Below are 15,506 nucleotides of genomic sequence, written 5' to 3'. Positions count from 1 at the left end.
GATTAAAGATTAACATCAGAGAAAATATTTAATATTGCTTCTTAGATCTTTTTTCTTTTAAAAAATCCAAAAACAAAAACCTACAATAAATATGAGAGCATTGGTTATTTCTGGTGGAGGAAGTAAGGGAGCATTTGCCGGTGGCGTGGCGCAGTATCTAATTGAAGAAAAAAATCACGAATACGATTTGTTTTTAGGAACTTCGACAGGAAGTTTGCTTATTCCGCATTTGGCCCTGGGTCATATCAAAAAAATCCACTCTGTTTATACCAATGTTACCATGGCAAGTATTTTTAATATTTGTCCGTTTGTGGTTAAAAACAAAGACGGTGTTGATATTGTAACCATTAATCACTTCAATGTAATACGTCAGTTTTTTAAAGGAAAAAGAACTTTTGGAGAAAGCAAGGGATTGAAGAAATATATCAAGAATAATTTTTCGCTTTCAGATTTTAATAAATTGAAAAAACTAAATAATGATGTTGTCATTACAGTAACCAATTTTACCAAAAATGAATCAGAATATAAATCGGTAAAAGATTGTACGTACGAAGAATTTTGTGATTGGTCTTGGATTTCGAGTAATTACGTTCCTTTTATGAGTTTGGTCGAAAAAGACAATTTTGAATACGGTGATGGCGGGTTTTCAAGTTTGGTTCCTATTCGTGAAGCAATCAATCGCGGTGCCACAGAAATAGATGTTATTATATTAGAAACTGAAGTGAATATGGACAAAATGGTAATTGGCAAAAATCCATTTTCGCTAATGATCGATTTGTTCCGAATTGCACTAGATCAAGTCGAAAAACACGATATTGCTATAGGAAAACTTATGGCAAACAATAAGAATGTAAAACTTAACTTATATTATACTCCCACAAAACTTACCGACAACGCACTCATTTTTAATAAAGAAGTAATGAAAGAATGGTGGGAACAAGGTTATGAATATGCTCAGAATAAGTCTGAAGTTATGAGTGATAATAGATAATGCAGAATTTAGATTTTAGATTGCTCTGAGAATTGCAAAATCTAAAATCTAAAATCTAAAATCTGAATTCTAAAATATTTTTTTTTACCAAAGTTCAGCAACCTCATTTTTGATATACGCCAAAGCAGCATTACTTGGCGACTGCTTCTCTAATAAATCGTTTAAAATCTTTTCACGCAATTTATCAGCGCTGTCTACGCGATCGCTCATTGCGGCTTTGCGTATGATTTGTATGGTTGAGTTTTTAGCCGTTGTAATGATTGTCCAGCATTCATCAGACATATAAATTTGCTGTGTTAAATTGTGTTCAAATTCCTGTTCAATTTGGTCGATTACAAAGTTTTCATAATCGTGCTTTTCAGGTGAAATAGGCGAAATTCTAATTAATAATTTAGTCAAATTAATGCGCTCTAAATATAAAGTCATACGTTCATAAGCCTGTAAACGTATTGGCAAAGATTGTTTCTGATATTCTCTGCTCAATAAAAAAGTACGTTTCTTATCATTGTTTTTAATGTGCAATTCAAAAAAACTGTACGCTACAAATCCAGTAACTATGGCTGGTAAAGTATAACTTGCTAATTCTATAATTCTTGTAAAATCCATTTGGTTCAATTTTTCAACAAAAATATACTTTTTGATGAGAAATCCACTTTAAATTTTATTGTAATAAATAAAATGGAAGGCTACTTTTGTACGGAGTTGTCAAAATCTCCAGAAACCCAATTTTAATGGAATCATATATTATAATTTTACTTTGTTTAGCAGCTTTTGCTGCAGGATTTATTGATGCAATTGTTGGTGGCGGAGGCTTGATCCAGACTCCAATGGGATTAATTTTGTTGCCTAATTTACCAGTTTCAACAGTTATTGGGAGCTTAAAAATTCCAGCTTTTACCGGAACAGCTTTTGCTGCTTTTCAATATTTGAAAAAAGTAGTAATTCAATGGAAATTGCTTTTGATTATGATGTGCTTAGCAGTTCCATCTGCATTTTTGGGTTCTACTATTTTAACAATAGTAAGCAATGATTTTATGAAACCGCTTTTACTTGTTGTTTTGTCATTATTGTTTATTTATACCTACGCAAAGAAAAACTTTGGTCAGCATGTTGCTAAAGATCATTCGCCTACAACACAGATAATTTATGCTGTTGTCATCAGTATTATTGTTGGTTTTTATGACGGATTTATTGGTCCCGGAACCGGTAGTTTTTTTGTAGTTGCTTTTATTGCACTTTTAGGATTTGATTTTTTGCACGCTTCTGCAAATGCGAAAATGGTAAATCTGGCAACGAATTTTGGTTCGATTTGCCTTTTTATGATTAAAGGAAAAATAATTTGGGCAATCGCAATTCCGATGGCAGTAAGCAACGGACTGGGAGGCTGGCTTGGCGCAAAATTAGCGATCAATAAAGGAAATGGTTTTATTCGAATTTTCTTTTTGGTTGTGGTAATCGGAACATTGATTCGATTTGCTTATGATGTGTTTTTTAAGTAGAATTGAAGGTTCTAAGATATTTTTAAACCTTCTAAAATGGATTGATATTTAAAAAAATCAGCATCTCAGAAACTTTGCAAAAATTATTTGTTTACTAGCCCCGATAGAGGCGGTATCCTCGTAATGAAATGAAGAGATATAGCCGAAAGCGGGAAACCATGCTCAATAAAATGCCTGTTGTTTGGCTTCATAAAAAAAGAAAAATCTTAGCAACTCAGAACCTTAGAAACTTAGTAGCTTATTAAATGTATAATTCTTATTTTTGCATAAAAGGAGAAAAATTTCATGCGTAAATATATTGACCAGCTGAATGAAGCACAACGTGAACCCGTTCTACAAAAAGATGGGCCAATGATTATTATTGCTGGTGCGGGTTCAGGAAAAACTCGAGTTTTGACTATCAGGATTGCTTATTTGATGGCGCAAGGCGTTGATGCTTTCAACATTTTATCGCTAACATTTACGAACAAAGCAGCTCGTGAAATGAAGCATAGAATTTCGGATATTGTGGGAGCCACTGAAGCAAAAAATCTTTGGATGGGAACTTTTCACTCGATTTTTGCTCGTATTCTGCGTTCAGAATCGGATCATTTAGGGTATCCTTCTAATTTTACTATTTATGACTCTCAGGATTCAGCTAGGTTAATTTCTTCTATTATAAAGGAAATGCAGCTGGATCGCGATATTTATAAACCAAAACAGATCTTGGGGCGAATTTCGAGCTATAAAAATAGTTTGATTACTGTGAAAGCCTATTTTAATAATCCAGAATTGGTCGAAGCTGATGCAATGGCAAAAAGACCGAGATTGGGCGATATTTATCAGCAATATGTAGAACGCTGCTTTAAGGCAGGAGCTATGGATTTTGACGATTTATTGTTGAAAACCAATGAATTGCTGACTCGTTTTCCGGAAGTTTTAGCGAAGTATCAAAACCGATTCCGTTATATTTTGGTTGATGAGTACCAAGATACAAATCACTCTCAATATTTGATTGTTAGAGCTTTGTCAGATAAATTTCAGAATATTTGTGTGGTTGGTGATGATGCGCAGAGTATTTATGCTTTCCGTGGAGCGAATATCAATAATATTTTGAATTTCCAAAAGGATTACGAAGGCGTTAAAATGTTTCGATTAGAGCAAAATTACCGCTCGACTCGAAATATCGTAGAAGCGGCAAATACAATCATTGATCATAATAAAACCAAACTTGATAAAATTGTTTGGACAGCAAATGATTTTGGACCAAAGATAAAAGTGCACCGCAGTTTGACAGATGCCGAAGAAGGACGTTTTGTTGCGAGTACAATTTTTGAACAAAAAATGATGAACCAATTGCATAATGGTTCGTTTGCAATTTTATATCGTACTAATGCACAGTCGCGTGCAATGGAAGATGCGCTGAGAAAACGCGATATACCGTATCGAATTTATGGTGGATTATCTTTCTACCAACGTAAAGAAATTAAAGATGTTTTGTGTTATTTACGTTTGGTAATTAACCCTAAAGATGAAGAAGCTTTGATTCGTGTGATCAATTATCCCGCACGTGGAATTGGAGATACAACTGTTGAAAAACTTACCATTGCTGCCAATCATTACAAGCGTTCTATTTGGGAAGTAATGGTGAATATTGATAAAATCGACTTAAAACTGAATTCTGGAACCAAACAAAAACTGAATGATTTTGTGACCATGATACAGAGTTTTCAAGTTATTAATCAAAATCAGGATGCTTTTTACATTACGGATTATGTAGCGAAAAAAACCGGATTAGTTCAGGAATTAAAGAAAGATGCTACTCCAGAAGGAATGGCGAAAATTCAGAATATAGAAGAGCTTTTAAACGGTATAAAAGATTTTACTGAAGGGCAAAAAGAAATTGACGGTGCAAGAGGAGCTTTATCTGAATTTATGGAAGATGTAGCACTGGCAACGGATTTAGATAAAGATACTTCTGATGAAGATCGTGTGGCGCTAATGACAATTCACTTAGCAAAAGGACTAGAGTTTCCTCATGTTTTTGTGGTTGGAATGGAAGAAGATTTGTTTCCGAGTGCCATGAGTATGAGCACCCGAAGCGAATTGGAAGAAGAACGTCGTTTGTTTTATGTAGCTTTAACACGTGCGGAGCATCAGGCCTATTTAACGTATGCACAGTCGCGATACCGTTGGGGGAAATTAACAGACAGTGAACCATCACGTTTTATTGAAGAAATTGATGGGCAATACCTAGAATATTTAACGCCAGCAGAAAGCAATTATCGTTTTAAACCAATGATTGATGGGGATATTTTTGGTGATGTCGACAAATCAAAATTGCGTTTAGCGAAGCCAGTAGGAGGAACTCCGCCTAAATATATTACTGATAATGAACCTAAACCTGATTTAAATATTCGTAAATTAAAACCAGTTGCAGGAAATAATCCAAATAGCAGTGCTTCAAATTTATTTGACAGCAAATTAACAGTTGGAAACGTTGTCATGCACGAACGTTTTGGAAAAGGAGAAGTTGTTAATTTAGAAGGAGTTGGAGCTGATAAAAAAGCCGAAATTAAATTTGAAGTAGGCGGAATTAAGAAATTGTTGCTTCGATTTGCTAAGTTGGATGTAATAGGTTAAAAAAGTTTCAGGTTTCAGGTTTCAAGTTTAGAATTGAAACCTGAAACTTGAAACTTGAAACAAATTAAAACGTAAAAGAAAAATGGCTGAGTTCATAAAAATATATCCAGATAAACCTAGTGAAGCTGCAATTGCAAAAGTTGTAAAAGTGCTTCAAAATGGAGGTTTAGTAATTTATCCAACTGACACCGTTTACGGTTTAGGCTGTGATATCACCAATTCACGTGCTTTAGAAAAAATAGCTAAAATTAAAGGTGTAAAACTAGAGAAAGCGAATTTTTCCTTTATTTGCCATGATTTAAGTAATCTTTCCGATTATGTAAGACAGATTGATACTGCTACTTTCAAAATTTTGAAAAGAGCTTTGCCAGGACCGTATACTTTTATTTTACCGGGAAATAATAATTTGCCAAAAGAATTTAAAAAGAAAACCACAGTCGGAATTCGTGTTCCAGATAATAATATTGTTTTAGAAATTGTTCGTCAGTTAGGAAACCCGATCGTTTCGACTTCGATTCGGGATGAAGATGATGTAATCGAATATACTACAGATCCAGAACTGATTTTTGAGAAATGGCAAAACCTTGTAGATCTTGTTATTGATGGAGGTTATGGAGATAACGTAGGTTCTACAATTATAGATTTATCTGAAAATGAACCAGTAATTGTGAGAGAAGGTAAAGGCGATATTGATATTTTGTAAAAAAATACTGAAATAGTATAATTATTTAAAATAAATAGCTAACTTTAATATTAGTTAAAATTTAGTTAGTTGATTAAAAATAATGCTATTCTTGATTTATATTTAATTGGTTATTAAAAGAATTAAGGATACATAAAAGCAGGTCATTAGACCTGCTTTTTCTGTTTTATAGATATGTAAAAACGAGATTATTTTGCTTGTTTTTTCATTTCTTTTTCAATCATATCATAGAATTGATCAATTTTAGGCATAACAACAATACGAGTTCTTCTGTTACGAGCTTTGTTGTCTGGAGAATCATTTGCAACTAAAGGTACATATGAACTTCTACCTGCAGCAATTAATTTAGCTGGATTAACTCCAAGATCATTTGTTAAAACACGAACGATAGAAGTAGAACGTTTAACACTTAAATCCCAGTTGTCTAACAATACTCCATTGCTTTTGTAAGGTACATCATCAGTATGACCTTCAACCATACATTCAAAATCAGGTTTGTCGTTTACAACTTTTGCAACTTTAGCCAAAACAGATTTTGCTTTATCGCTTACTTCATAGCTTCCGCTTTTGAATAGTAATTTATCAGCGATAGAGATGAATACAACTCCTTTTTCAACATTGATTTCGATATCTGGATCGTTGATTCCAACTGCTCCTTTTAAACTTGTAACCAATGCTAGTGTTACACTGTCTTTTTTAGTAAGTGCATCTTGTAGTCTAGATATTTTTAAATCTTTTTCTTTTAAGCTTTCTAATGATTTTTCAAGGTTTTCAGCACCTTTTGTAGTTAATACAGTTAAATCCTTAGAGCTATTAATTAAGTCTTGATTATGTGCTTTATAACTTTCAGCTGTTGCTGCTAATCCTGCTTTTTCTTCTAGACAAGAATTTAATTTAACTGTGCAAGAGTTTAATAAATCTTGGATTTCTTTGTTCTTAGCTTCTAATGCTGCGTATTGCTTTTTCGATACACACGAAGTTAAGGCCATTAATACTGATAGTGCGATAACTATTTTTCTCATAGGTATTATATTTAATTAAACGTTGATTACAAATTTAGTTTTTAATATTTTGATAACTGTTAAAGATTTCTTTAAATACGGTCAGTTTCTTTATATAATATAGGAAAACGATACTTTTTACGGTATAGTATTGCTGTATTTGAAAATCTTTTCTTTCTCGTAGATATTTTAAAGATATGCAATAAAATGAAAAATGCGCCTTTAAAATAGCAAAAGTATGACTGAATTTTCCTTGTATAAGAAAACGGATAGCAGCAATTCCGTCTAAAATCATTCGGAAGAAAATTACAAAAAATAATCTTTTTTTAGGCAGATTTTTAACAAGCATTAATAATGAATTCCTGAAATTTAAAAAAGTTTTTCTAGGATTTCCTTGTTGCAGTGTTGCACCGCCAACGTGATAAACTACTGATGCTGAATTATATCTGATAATATGACCTTCATTTGAGGCACGCCAGCACAAATCAATTTCTTCTTGGTGTGCAAAGAAGCTTTCATCAAAACCTTTCAATTCATCATAGACTTCTTTTCTGATGAAAAAACAAGCACCTGAAGCCCAAAATAATTCGCAATGATCATCATATTGACCATTATCTCTTTCAATAGTTTCAAAAATTCGGCCACGGCAATATGGATAACCATATTTATCAATAAATCCGCCTGCCGCACCAGCATATTCAAAATATTCTTTATTTTTAAAATCTAGAATTTTAGGCTGGATAATAGCGGTCTGTTTTTCTGCATCAAAAGTTTCAATTATAGGTTTTAGCCAATTTGCAGTAACTTCAATATCAGAATTAACTAAAGCATAAATTTCGGCGTCAACATGTTTTAAGGCATCGTTATAACCTTTTGCAAACCCGTGATTACCGCTATTCTGAATTATTTTTATAGTTGGGAAATTTTGTTTGACGAAATTGATTGAATCGTCTGTTGAAGCATTATCTGCAACATATATAGAGGCTTCTTCAGAAAATTGAATAACTGATGGTAAAAATTGCTCTAATAATTTTACCCCGTTCCAATTTAAAATGACTACTGCTATTTTATCCAAAAGTAATTTTATTTATTTTAATATTATTTTATTCGTTATAATCTGGCAAGCCTTTCAGAAACTGATATTTTTCATTTTCAAAATCCATCTGACAGTAAAAATGACTCAGTCCGTTTGTGACATTCAAAAATCGTGCCTGCATTGTCATATTATAACGTGCAATTTGATCAAAAGTTGCCTGTGAAATTTTAACTTCTGGGGCTTTGCATTCTACTAATATATGTATAGAACCATCAGAGTTAAATACAACAACATCATATCTTTTTCGTAATCCGTTGACTGTTAAAACCTTCTCTACATTTATGAGAGATTTCGGGTATTTTTTTTCGTAAATTAAAAAATGAACAACATGTTGACGAACCCATTCTTCTGGAGTAAGAATGATAAATTTTTTCCTAATTTCATCAAAAATAGACACTTTATTTTCGCTATTTTTGAATCGGAAAGTATAAGTAGGGAAATTTAGTTTTAACATAAAGCAAAAATATAAAATAGTTTCAGGTTTCAGATTGAAAGTTTCAAGTTATTGAACGGAAAACCTGAAACTTTGAACTTGAAACAAAAAATATTGAATGGACGAAGTTGTAAAGATTGTTAATGATATCAAGGCCGGCAATATAAAACCAATTTATTTTTTAATGGGGGAAGAACCTTATTACATAGATAAATTGTCAGAGTATATTGAACAGAATGTACTATCTGAAGAAGAAAAAGGATTTAATCAGACGGTATTATACGGCAGAGATGTTTCGGTAGAAGATATTGTGTCAACAGCCAAACGCTATCCTATGATGGCTGATCGCCAAGTTGTTATTGTAAAAGAAGCACAAGATTTGTCGAGAACTATTGATAAAATAGAATCGTATGTCAATAATCCGATGGAAACTACTGTTTTGGTTTTTTGCTACAAATATAAAACACTTGATAAACGTAAAAAAGTTACCAAGCTTCTTGCTCAAAATGGAATCGTTTATGAAAGTAAAAAATTATATGAAAATCAAGTCGGAGATTGGATAAAGCGTGTTTTGGCTGGAAAAAAATATACAATTGATCCAAAGGCAAATGCTATGCTGGTTGAGTTTTTAGGAACTGATTTAAGTAAGATAAATAACGAACTCGAAAAATTGCAAATTATTTTACCGCAAGGTACCATGATTACACCACAACATATTGAAGAAAATATTGGTTTTAGTAAAGATTATAATGTATTCGAACTTCGAAAAGCAATTGGAGAACGCAACCAAATGAAAGCATATAAAATTGCTGAAAATTTTGCCCACAATCCTAAAGAATATCCACTTGTAATGACAACAGGACTTGTATTTGGGTTTTTTGTACAGCTTTTAAAATACCACGGACTTAAAGATAAAAATCCTAAAAATGTAGCGGCCGCGATTGGTGTAAATCCTTATTTTCTAAAGGAATATGATTTAGCTATCAAAAATTATCCAATGCGAAAAGTAAGTCAGATTGTGGGTGCTTTACGTGATGTAGATGTTAAAAGCAAGGGAGTTGGAGCCAATGCTTTGCCACAGTCAGATTTGTTAAAAGAAATGCTTTATAAAATATTTAATTAAGCCGTGAAAATTCACGATATTTGCCTTTCTAAAAATTTTACTACTTAAAAATAATAATTACACAATTATGGGAATGAATAAAAATACCGTTTTAGGATGGGCTACTTTTATAATGATACTTATGGGATTGTTGCTTATAGGACTTGGTGCTTTTAGATACAGGGATGTTTCTGGCTGGGGATTTGTAGCTGTGGGCGTTGGTTTTTTTGCTAATGCTTGGGTTTTTAATGCACTAAAAGGTAGAGTTTAACTTTTTTCAATTGCTAAAATCAATTGCAATATCAAATTTAAGAGAATAAATAATTAAAAATAAAATATAAAAAATGTCAGACGATAAGAAAGTAATTTTCTCAATGCAGAAATTGAGCAAAACCTATCAGGGAGCAGACAAACCGGTACTTAAAAACATTTATTTGAGTTTCTTTTATGGAGCTAAAATTGGTATTTTAGGTCTTAATGGTTCTGGAAAATCTTCTCTATTAAAAATTATTGCAGGAGTTGATAAAAACTATCAAGGTGATGTTGTTTTTCAACCTGGTTATACTGTTGGTTATTTAGAGCAAGAGCCAATTCTTGATGATTCAAAAACAGTTATCGAAATTGTTCGTGAAGGAGCTGCAGAAACTATGGCAGTTTTAGAAGAATACAACCAAATTAATGATTTATTCGGTCTTCCTGAATACTACGAAGATCAGGATAAAATGGATAAATTGATGGATCGCCAGGCAGCTTTACAAGACAAAATTGATGCTCTTGGTGCTTGGGAAATCGATACAAAATTAGAAATTGCAATGGATGCGCTGCGTACGCCGGAAGGTGATACGCCTATCAAAAACCTTTCTGGAGGTGAGCGCCGCCGTGTAGCTTTATGTCGTTTGTTATTGCAACAGCCTGATGTATTGTTACTTGATGAGCCTACCAACCACCTTGATGCTGAATCTGTACTTTGGTTAGAGCAGCACTTGGCGCAATATGCTGGAACTGTTATTGCGGTAACGCACGATAGATATTTCTTGGATAATGTTGCTGGCTGGATTTTAGAGCTGGATAGAGGAGAAGGAATTCCATGGAAAGGGAATTATTCTTCTTGGTTAGATCAAAAATCAAACCGTATGGCTCAGGAAGAAAAAGTGGCTTCTAAACGCAGAAAAACTTTAGAACGTGAGTTGGACTGGGTTCGCCAAGGTGCTAAAGGACGCCAGACAAAACAAAAAGCGCGTTTGCAGAATTACGATAAATTATTGAATGAAGACCAAAAACAATTGGATGAAAACTTAGAAATTTATATTCCAAATGGTCCACGTTTAGGTACGAATGTTATTGAAGCAAAAAATGTAGCAAAAGCTTTTGGTGATAAATTATTATACGATAATTTGAACTTTACTTTGCCACAAGCCGGAATTGTTGGGATTATCGGACCAAATGGTGCTGGTAAATCGACCATTTTCAAAATGATTATGGGAGAGCAAAAAACAGATAGTGGAGAATTTTCAGTTGGTGAAACTGTAAAAATTGCTTATGTAGATCAGTCACACTCTAATATAGATCCAAATAAATCGATTTGGGAAAATTTTGCTGATGGTCAGGAATTAATAATGATGGGAGGAAAGCAGGTTAATTCAAGAGCTTATTTATCTCGTTTCAATTTTGGTGGCGGTGAGCAGAATAAAAAAGTATCAATGTTATCTGGTGGAGAACGTAACCGTCTGCACTTGGCAATGACATTGAAAGAAGAAGGAAACGTACTTTTACTGGATGAGCCAACGAATGATTTGGATGTAAATACACTTCGTGCATTAGAAGAAGGTTTAGAAAATTTTGCAGGTTGCGCTGTAATTATTTCGCACGACAGATGGTTCTTAGATAGAATTTGTACGCACATTTTAGCTTTTGAAGGGGATTCTGAAGTTTACTATTTTGAAGGTGGTTTCTCTGAATACGAAGAAAACAAAAAGAAACGTTTAGGTGGTGATTTAACTCCAAAACGTTTGAAATACAGAAAATTAATTAGATAATTTTTCTGATAAATTGCAAATAGAAAATCCCAAATTCCAATTATAGTGAATTTGGGATTTTTATTTTTTATACTGTGTCTAGTTTGTCATTTCGACGAAGGAGAAATCACACTCGGAACTCGACAAAGATTGGGAAATTATTATGAGGAATTTCTAGTGTGATTTCGACGGAGGATAAATCACAACTTCTCTAATAGTAAAGATTGATAACTGGTATCTAAAGAAACCTAGCCTTCAATTCAGGAGTTGGTATCATACAGCTCTCTTTTTTGCCGTACCATTTGTAACGATTTTTAGCAATATAATCGTAAATATAATTACGGAGTTTTTCAGGTAAAATTTTAAACACGGAAACTAAACTATAAAATCCACCCAAATCATTTCCAATTTCTAAAACTGCTGAAGATTTATAGTAATAGGCAACTCCAGGATTGTACAAAATAATACTGTCAATTTTATTTTGGTCTACACATATATAATTGCAAATGTCTTTTCCTAATTTTGATTGCAAAGCCACAAAACGAAAAATATCTTTTTTATCGTGCTTGATAATAAATTGAACTGCTCCATCGCATAAATTGCAAACTCCATCGAAAAGGATTATTTTTTTATTTTTTGGAAGGTTTTGCATTTTTGAAAAAGTTTCAATTTCAGAGTTTCAGGTTTTTGATCTTTGTCTAGTTTCTCATTCCTCGAAATAACAAAAAAAGCAATAATTGTCACGATTATTCTTATCTATTAAGAATTTAAATTTAATAGTTTTTGCGAATCATAAACGGCTTTCGTAAATTAATTTATAGCTATTTTTTAAATTTTTTCATCTTCAGAATTGTCAACGTCAAAATCATTCTTTAAATCGTCTTATTTTAATTTCCGATCAAATTAATGAATTTTAAGCACCTAAAATTGCTATTGTGGATGGAAATTTATTTTTTCCCCGCTTCAACAAATTCTAATTCATCCAAACTTACTTTAGAAGTAAAAATTCCGTAATTTACTGTTGCTTTATTTTTTTCTATCGAATCGATGCTTCCAACAGATCTACCGTCAAGCATTCTAACTCTGTCTCCAACTTTTAAAATTGGCTTTGGTTTTTCTATAACTGGTTTGAGTTTTTTTTCTTTTTTCTCTTTTCGAATTTCTTCGACCTGAACCGAAACTTCTGCAATTACTTCTTTTTTCTTTTCAATTATTGCTTTTGCTTCTTTTGGAGTTGCTTTTTTACGTTTTGAATTTTCAATTTCAATAATTTTCAAAAACTCGCCAATCAGCTCTTTTTTATTTTTGTTGTTAAAATATTTCTCCGAGATATCTTCAATTTTTTGTCCAATGTAAATTGTTTTCTGATTACTGTCATATAGCTCCTGATAGCTTTCCAGTTTTTGTTTGATTTTTACATTGATGTTTTCCATCTTTTTACTTTCTTCACGAGCACGAGTTTCTTCTTCTTTTAAATTGATAGAAGTTTTTTCGAGTTTGGATCTTTCTTTTTGTAGCGTAGCAATTGTTTTATCAAAGCGAACTTTTCCAACTTCAATTTTCTTTTTGGCGCGATTTATCAATCCAAACGGAATACCATTTTTTAGGGCAACTTCAAATGTAAACGAACTTCCGGCTTGACCCAAAGCCAATTTGTACATTGGTTCTAATGATTTTTCATCGAACATCATATTTGCATTTGTTGCAAAAGGAAGTTCATTTGCTAAAATTTTTAAATTAGAATAATGCGTTGTAATAATTCCGAATGCTTCACGATGGTAAAATTCTTCTAAGAAAATCTCAGCCAAAGCGCCACCCAGTTCCGGATCAGAACCTGTACCAAATTCATCAATTAAAAACATGGTTTTCTTGTTGCACTTCTTCAGGAAATAATTCATGTTTTTCAATCTGTAACTGTAAGTACTTAGATGATTTTCAATAGATTGATTGTCTCCAATATCCGTTAAAATTCTATCAAATAAAAAAGTTTCGCTTCTTTCATGAACCGGAATTAGCATTCCTGATTGTAACATCAATTGCAATAAACCAACTGTTTTAAGCGAAATTGTTTTTCCGCCTGCGTTAGGTCCGGAAATTACAATAATTCGGTTGTCTTGTTTTAATTCAATTGTTTGCGGATGCGTAATCTCATTTTTTTGTTTATTATTCAAATACAAAATAGGATGATAGGCTTCTCTAAAAAACAATCTTCTTTCTTCTGTAATTGTTGGTAGGATTCCGTTAATTCGGTTTGCGTATTTTGCTTTTCCGGCTACCACGTCAATATCACTTAGAAATTCCTGATACTCAATCAGTAAAGGCAAAAATGGTCGAATTGCATTTGACAATTGTTTTAAAATTCTGGTAATTTCTTCTTTTTCTTCGTATTCTAGATTTGCCAATTCACGAGAATATTGCAGTGTTGCTTCAGGTTCGATATAAGCAATACTTCCTGTTTTAGAACTTCCTAAAATAGAGCCTTTTACTTTACGGCGATACATGGCCAAAACAGCTAAAACTCTGCGATTTTGCACAAAGCTTTCTTTAATATCATCCAAATAGCCAAGACTATTGTTGTGAGAAAGAGCAACTCCAAAACTTTGGTTTACTTTACCTCGAACAATATTCATATTTTGGCGAATACTCAAAAGAGCAGGGGAGGCGTTATCTTTAATTTCTCCATATTTATCTACTATAGCGTCAATTAGAGTGACAATATCTTTAGTATATTCAACTCTTGAAGCCCTCGCATTTAAATTCGGATAATAATCATCAAATTTTTTAAGGAAAGTCAACAGCACATTTGTTGTAGAAGAAAGTGTTGCGATTTTTCTAAAACTTCCTACTTCCAAAAAACTGTCTTCGATGGCTAAAAACTTAATTTCATGAGTTATAGCATCAAATCCGTGGTTCGGAATGGCGTTATTATTTTCAAAAGACGAAACATATTCTGATGTCTGCATCAAGGCCTGCATCAAAGTTTCTTTGTCTCTAAATGGTGTTATTTGTAAAGCCTTTTCTTTTCCAATATCGGTGTTGCAACCAGCCGAAATAGTTTCTAGCACTGTTGGAAATTGTAAGTCTTGTAATGTTTTTTCGGTAATACTGATCATTTAATTTCTTTAAGAAAGTACAAGCAAAAATACGAAAATAGTATGATTGAATCTTGTAAAGTTTATGTCTAATTTTATTGGTTGTAAATATGATTTCATTAAAAAAATCCTGAAATTCGCATAAAAAAAATTATGGACGTTAAAATGCATGATTCTTGGAAACCAGTTTTGAATGAAGAGTTTGAAAAACCATATTTTAATGAGTTAATCGCTTTTGTAAAATCTGAATATACAACCAAGGTTTGTTATCCAAAAGGAAGCCAGATCTTTTCCGCTTTTGACCATTGTCATTTCGATCAGGTAAAAGTTGTGATTATTGGCCAAGATCCGTATCATGGTCCAAATCAGGCAAATGGATTATGTTTTTCTGTAAACGATGGCATTCCGTTTCCTCCATCACTTCAAAATATTTTCAAGGAAATTGAAACTGATTTAAATATACCGTTGCCAAAAACAGGCAATTTAGAACGTTGGGCAGATCAAGGTGTTTTTCTCTTAAATGCTACTCTAACTGTTCGACAATCTGAAGCCGGAAGTCATCAGGGCAAAGGCTGGGAAAAATTTACAGACGCTGTTATTAAGCAAATTTCTGCTGAAAAGGAAAATGTTGTGTTTTTGCTTTGGGGCGGTTTTGCTCAAAAGAAAGCAGCATTAATTGATGCTTCAAAACATCATATTTTAAAATCGGGACATCCTTCTCCTTTAAGTGCAAATAGAGGTTTTTGGTTTGGAAATAAGCATTTTAGCATAACCAATACGTTCTTAAAATCAAAGGGCTTGAAAGAAATTGAGTGGTAGTTAAAAACTGATTCCAATAATTGTCACTAATTTAAAATATTGTCATTTCGACTGAAAGGAGAAATCACACAAGAAACTCTACAAAGATTAAAAGATACTCTAGATGGAATTACTAGTGTGATTTCTCCTTTCA

Annotated in this window: 14 protein-coding genes; 8 read left to right on the top strand and 6 right to left on the bottom strand. The window is 32.7% G+C overall.

All coding sequences use genetic code 11. The features are described from left to right. Window positions 1–91: 91 nt before the first annotated feature. Window positions 92–991: a patatin family protein gene (locus IRZ83_RS01000; protein WP_029270135.1), complete on the top strand. Its 900-nt coding sequence runs from the start codon at window positions 92–94 to the stop codon at window positions 989–991. An 84-nt stretch (window positions 992–1,075) separates the two neighbouring features. Here the strand turns inward: IRZ83_RS01000 and IRZ83_RS00995 are convergent, their stop codons facing one another. Next, on the bottom strand, window positions 1,076–1,597 hold the full coding sequence (locus IRZ83_RS00995; protein WP_194566189.1) for a hypothetical protein: 522 nt from the start codon (window positions 1,595–1,597) through the stop codon (window positions 1,076–1,078). 125 nt (window positions 1,598–1,722) lie between these two features. Here IRZ83_RS00995 and IRZ83_RS00990 point away from each other — a divergent pair, with 125 nt between their 5' ends. From IRZ83_RS00990 to IRZ83_RS00980, 3 genes are all read left to right on the top strand, one after another. Further along, window positions 1,723–2,490 (top strand): sulfite exporter TauE/SafE family protein, encoded by a 768-nt coding sequence (locus tag IRZ83_RS00990; protein ID WP_194566188.1) that lies wholly within the window; start codon window positions 1,723–1,725, stop codon window positions 2,488–2,490. Between the two features lie 285 nt (window positions 2,491–2,775). Continuing rightward, window positions 2,776–5,112 carry an ATP-dependent helicase gene (locus tag IRZ83_RS00985; RefSeq protein ID WP_029270141.1) on the top strand — a complete coding sequence of 779 codons (2,337 nt, stop codon included), beginning with the start codon at window positions 2,776–2,778 and terminating at the stop codon, window positions 5,110–5,112. A gap of 82 nt (window positions 5,113–5,194) precedes the next feature. Next, a complete protein-coding gene (locus IRZ83_RS00980; RefSeq protein ID WP_029270143.1) occupies window positions 5,195–5,815 on the top strand; it encodes an L-threonylcarbamoyladenylate synthase in 621 nt (206 codons plus the stop codon). Window positions 5,816–6,003: 188 nt separating this feature from the next. Here IRZ83_RS00980 and IRZ83_RS00975 read toward each other — a convergent pair whose 3' ends face one another. From IRZ83_RS00975 to IRZ83_RS00965, 3 genes are read right to left on the bottom strand one after another with little or no spacing between them, the layout of a single operon-like run. Continuing rightward, complete coding sequence (locus IRZ83_RS00975; protein ID WP_029270145.1) at window positions 6,004–6,837, bottom strand: flagellar motor protein MotB; 834 nt, start codon at window positions 6,835–6,837, stop codon at window positions 6,004–6,006. Between the two features lie 34 nt (window positions 6,838–6,871). Further along, the gene (locus IRZ83_RS00970; RefSeq protein ID WP_194566187.1) at window positions 6,872–7,891 is read right to left on the bottom strand and encodes a glycosyltransferase family 2 protein; all 1,020 of its coding nucleotides are present in this window, start codon (window positions 7,889–7,891) and stop codon (window positions 6,872–6,874) included. A 28-nt stretch (window positions 7,892–7,919) separates the two neighbouring features. Further along, a complete protein-coding gene (locus IRZ83_RS00965) occupies window positions 7,920–8,366 on the bottom strand; it encodes a type I restriction enzyme HsdR N-terminal domain-containing protein (RefSeq protein ID WP_029270150.1) in 447 nt (148 codons plus the stop codon). 97 nt (window positions 8,367–8,463) lie between these two features. On the opposite strand from IRZ83_RS00965, the gene holA reads away from it, so the two are divergent. The 3 genes from holA to ettA all read left to right on the top strand — a co-directional run bounded on the left by holA (window position 8,464) and on the right by ettA (window position 11,483). Next, on the top strand, window positions 8,464–9,468 hold the full coding sequence (gene holA, locus IRZ83_RS00960; RefSeq protein WP_194566186.1) for a DNA polymerase III subunit delta: 1,005 nt from the start codon (window positions 8,464–8,466) through the stop codon (window positions 9,466–9,468). A gap of 67 nt (window positions 9,469–9,535) precedes the next feature. Continuing rightward, window positions 9,536–9,718: a CAL67264 family membrane protein gene (locus IRZ83_RS00955; RefSeq protein WP_035666747.1), complete on the top strand. Its 183-nt coding sequence runs from the start codon at window positions 9,536–9,538 to the stop codon at window positions 9,716–9,718. 73 nt (window positions 9,719–9,791) lie between these two features. Continuing rightward, on the top strand, window positions 9,792–11,483 hold the full coding sequence (gene ettA / locus IRZ83_RS00950) for an energy-dependent translational throttle protein EttA (protein WP_194566184.1): 1,692 nt from the start codon (window positions 9,792–9,794) through the stop codon (window positions 11,481–11,483). A 217-nt stretch (window positions 11,484–11,700) separates the two neighbouring features. Here the strand turns inward: ettA and IRZ83_RS00945 are convergent, their stop codons facing one another. Further along, a complete protein-coding gene (locus IRZ83_RS00945) occupies window positions 11,701–12,114 on the bottom strand; it encodes a thiol-disulfide oxidoreductase DCC family protein (protein WP_194566181.1) in 414 nt (137 codons plus the stop codon). A 295-nt stretch (window positions 12,115–12,409) separates the two neighbouring features. Beyond that, entirely contained in the window at window positions 12,410–14,575 is a 2,166-nt protein-coding gene (locus tag IRZ83_RS00940) for an endonuclease MutS2 (RefSeq protein WP_194566179.1), read from the bottom strand. A 132-nt stretch (window positions 14,576–14,707) separates the two neighbouring features. Here IRZ83_RS00940 and IRZ83_RS00935 point away from each other — a divergent pair, with 132 nt between their 5' ends. Beyond that, window positions 14,708–15,373, top strand: coding sequence for a uracil-DNA glycosylase (locus IRZ83_RS00935; protein WP_194566177.1), 666 nt, complete (start codon window positions 14,708–14,710; stop codon window positions 15,371–15,373). Window positions 15,374–15,506: the final 133 nt, after the last annotated feature.

This window comes from Flavobacterium sp. JLP, assembly GCF_015350755.1.
Taxonomy (GTDB): Bacteria; Bacteroidota; Bacteroidia; order Flavobacteriales; family Flavobacteriaceae; genus Flavobacterium.
Note: the sequence above shows the minus strand (reverse complement) of the source record. Positions and strands in the feature narration are given on the sequence as shown.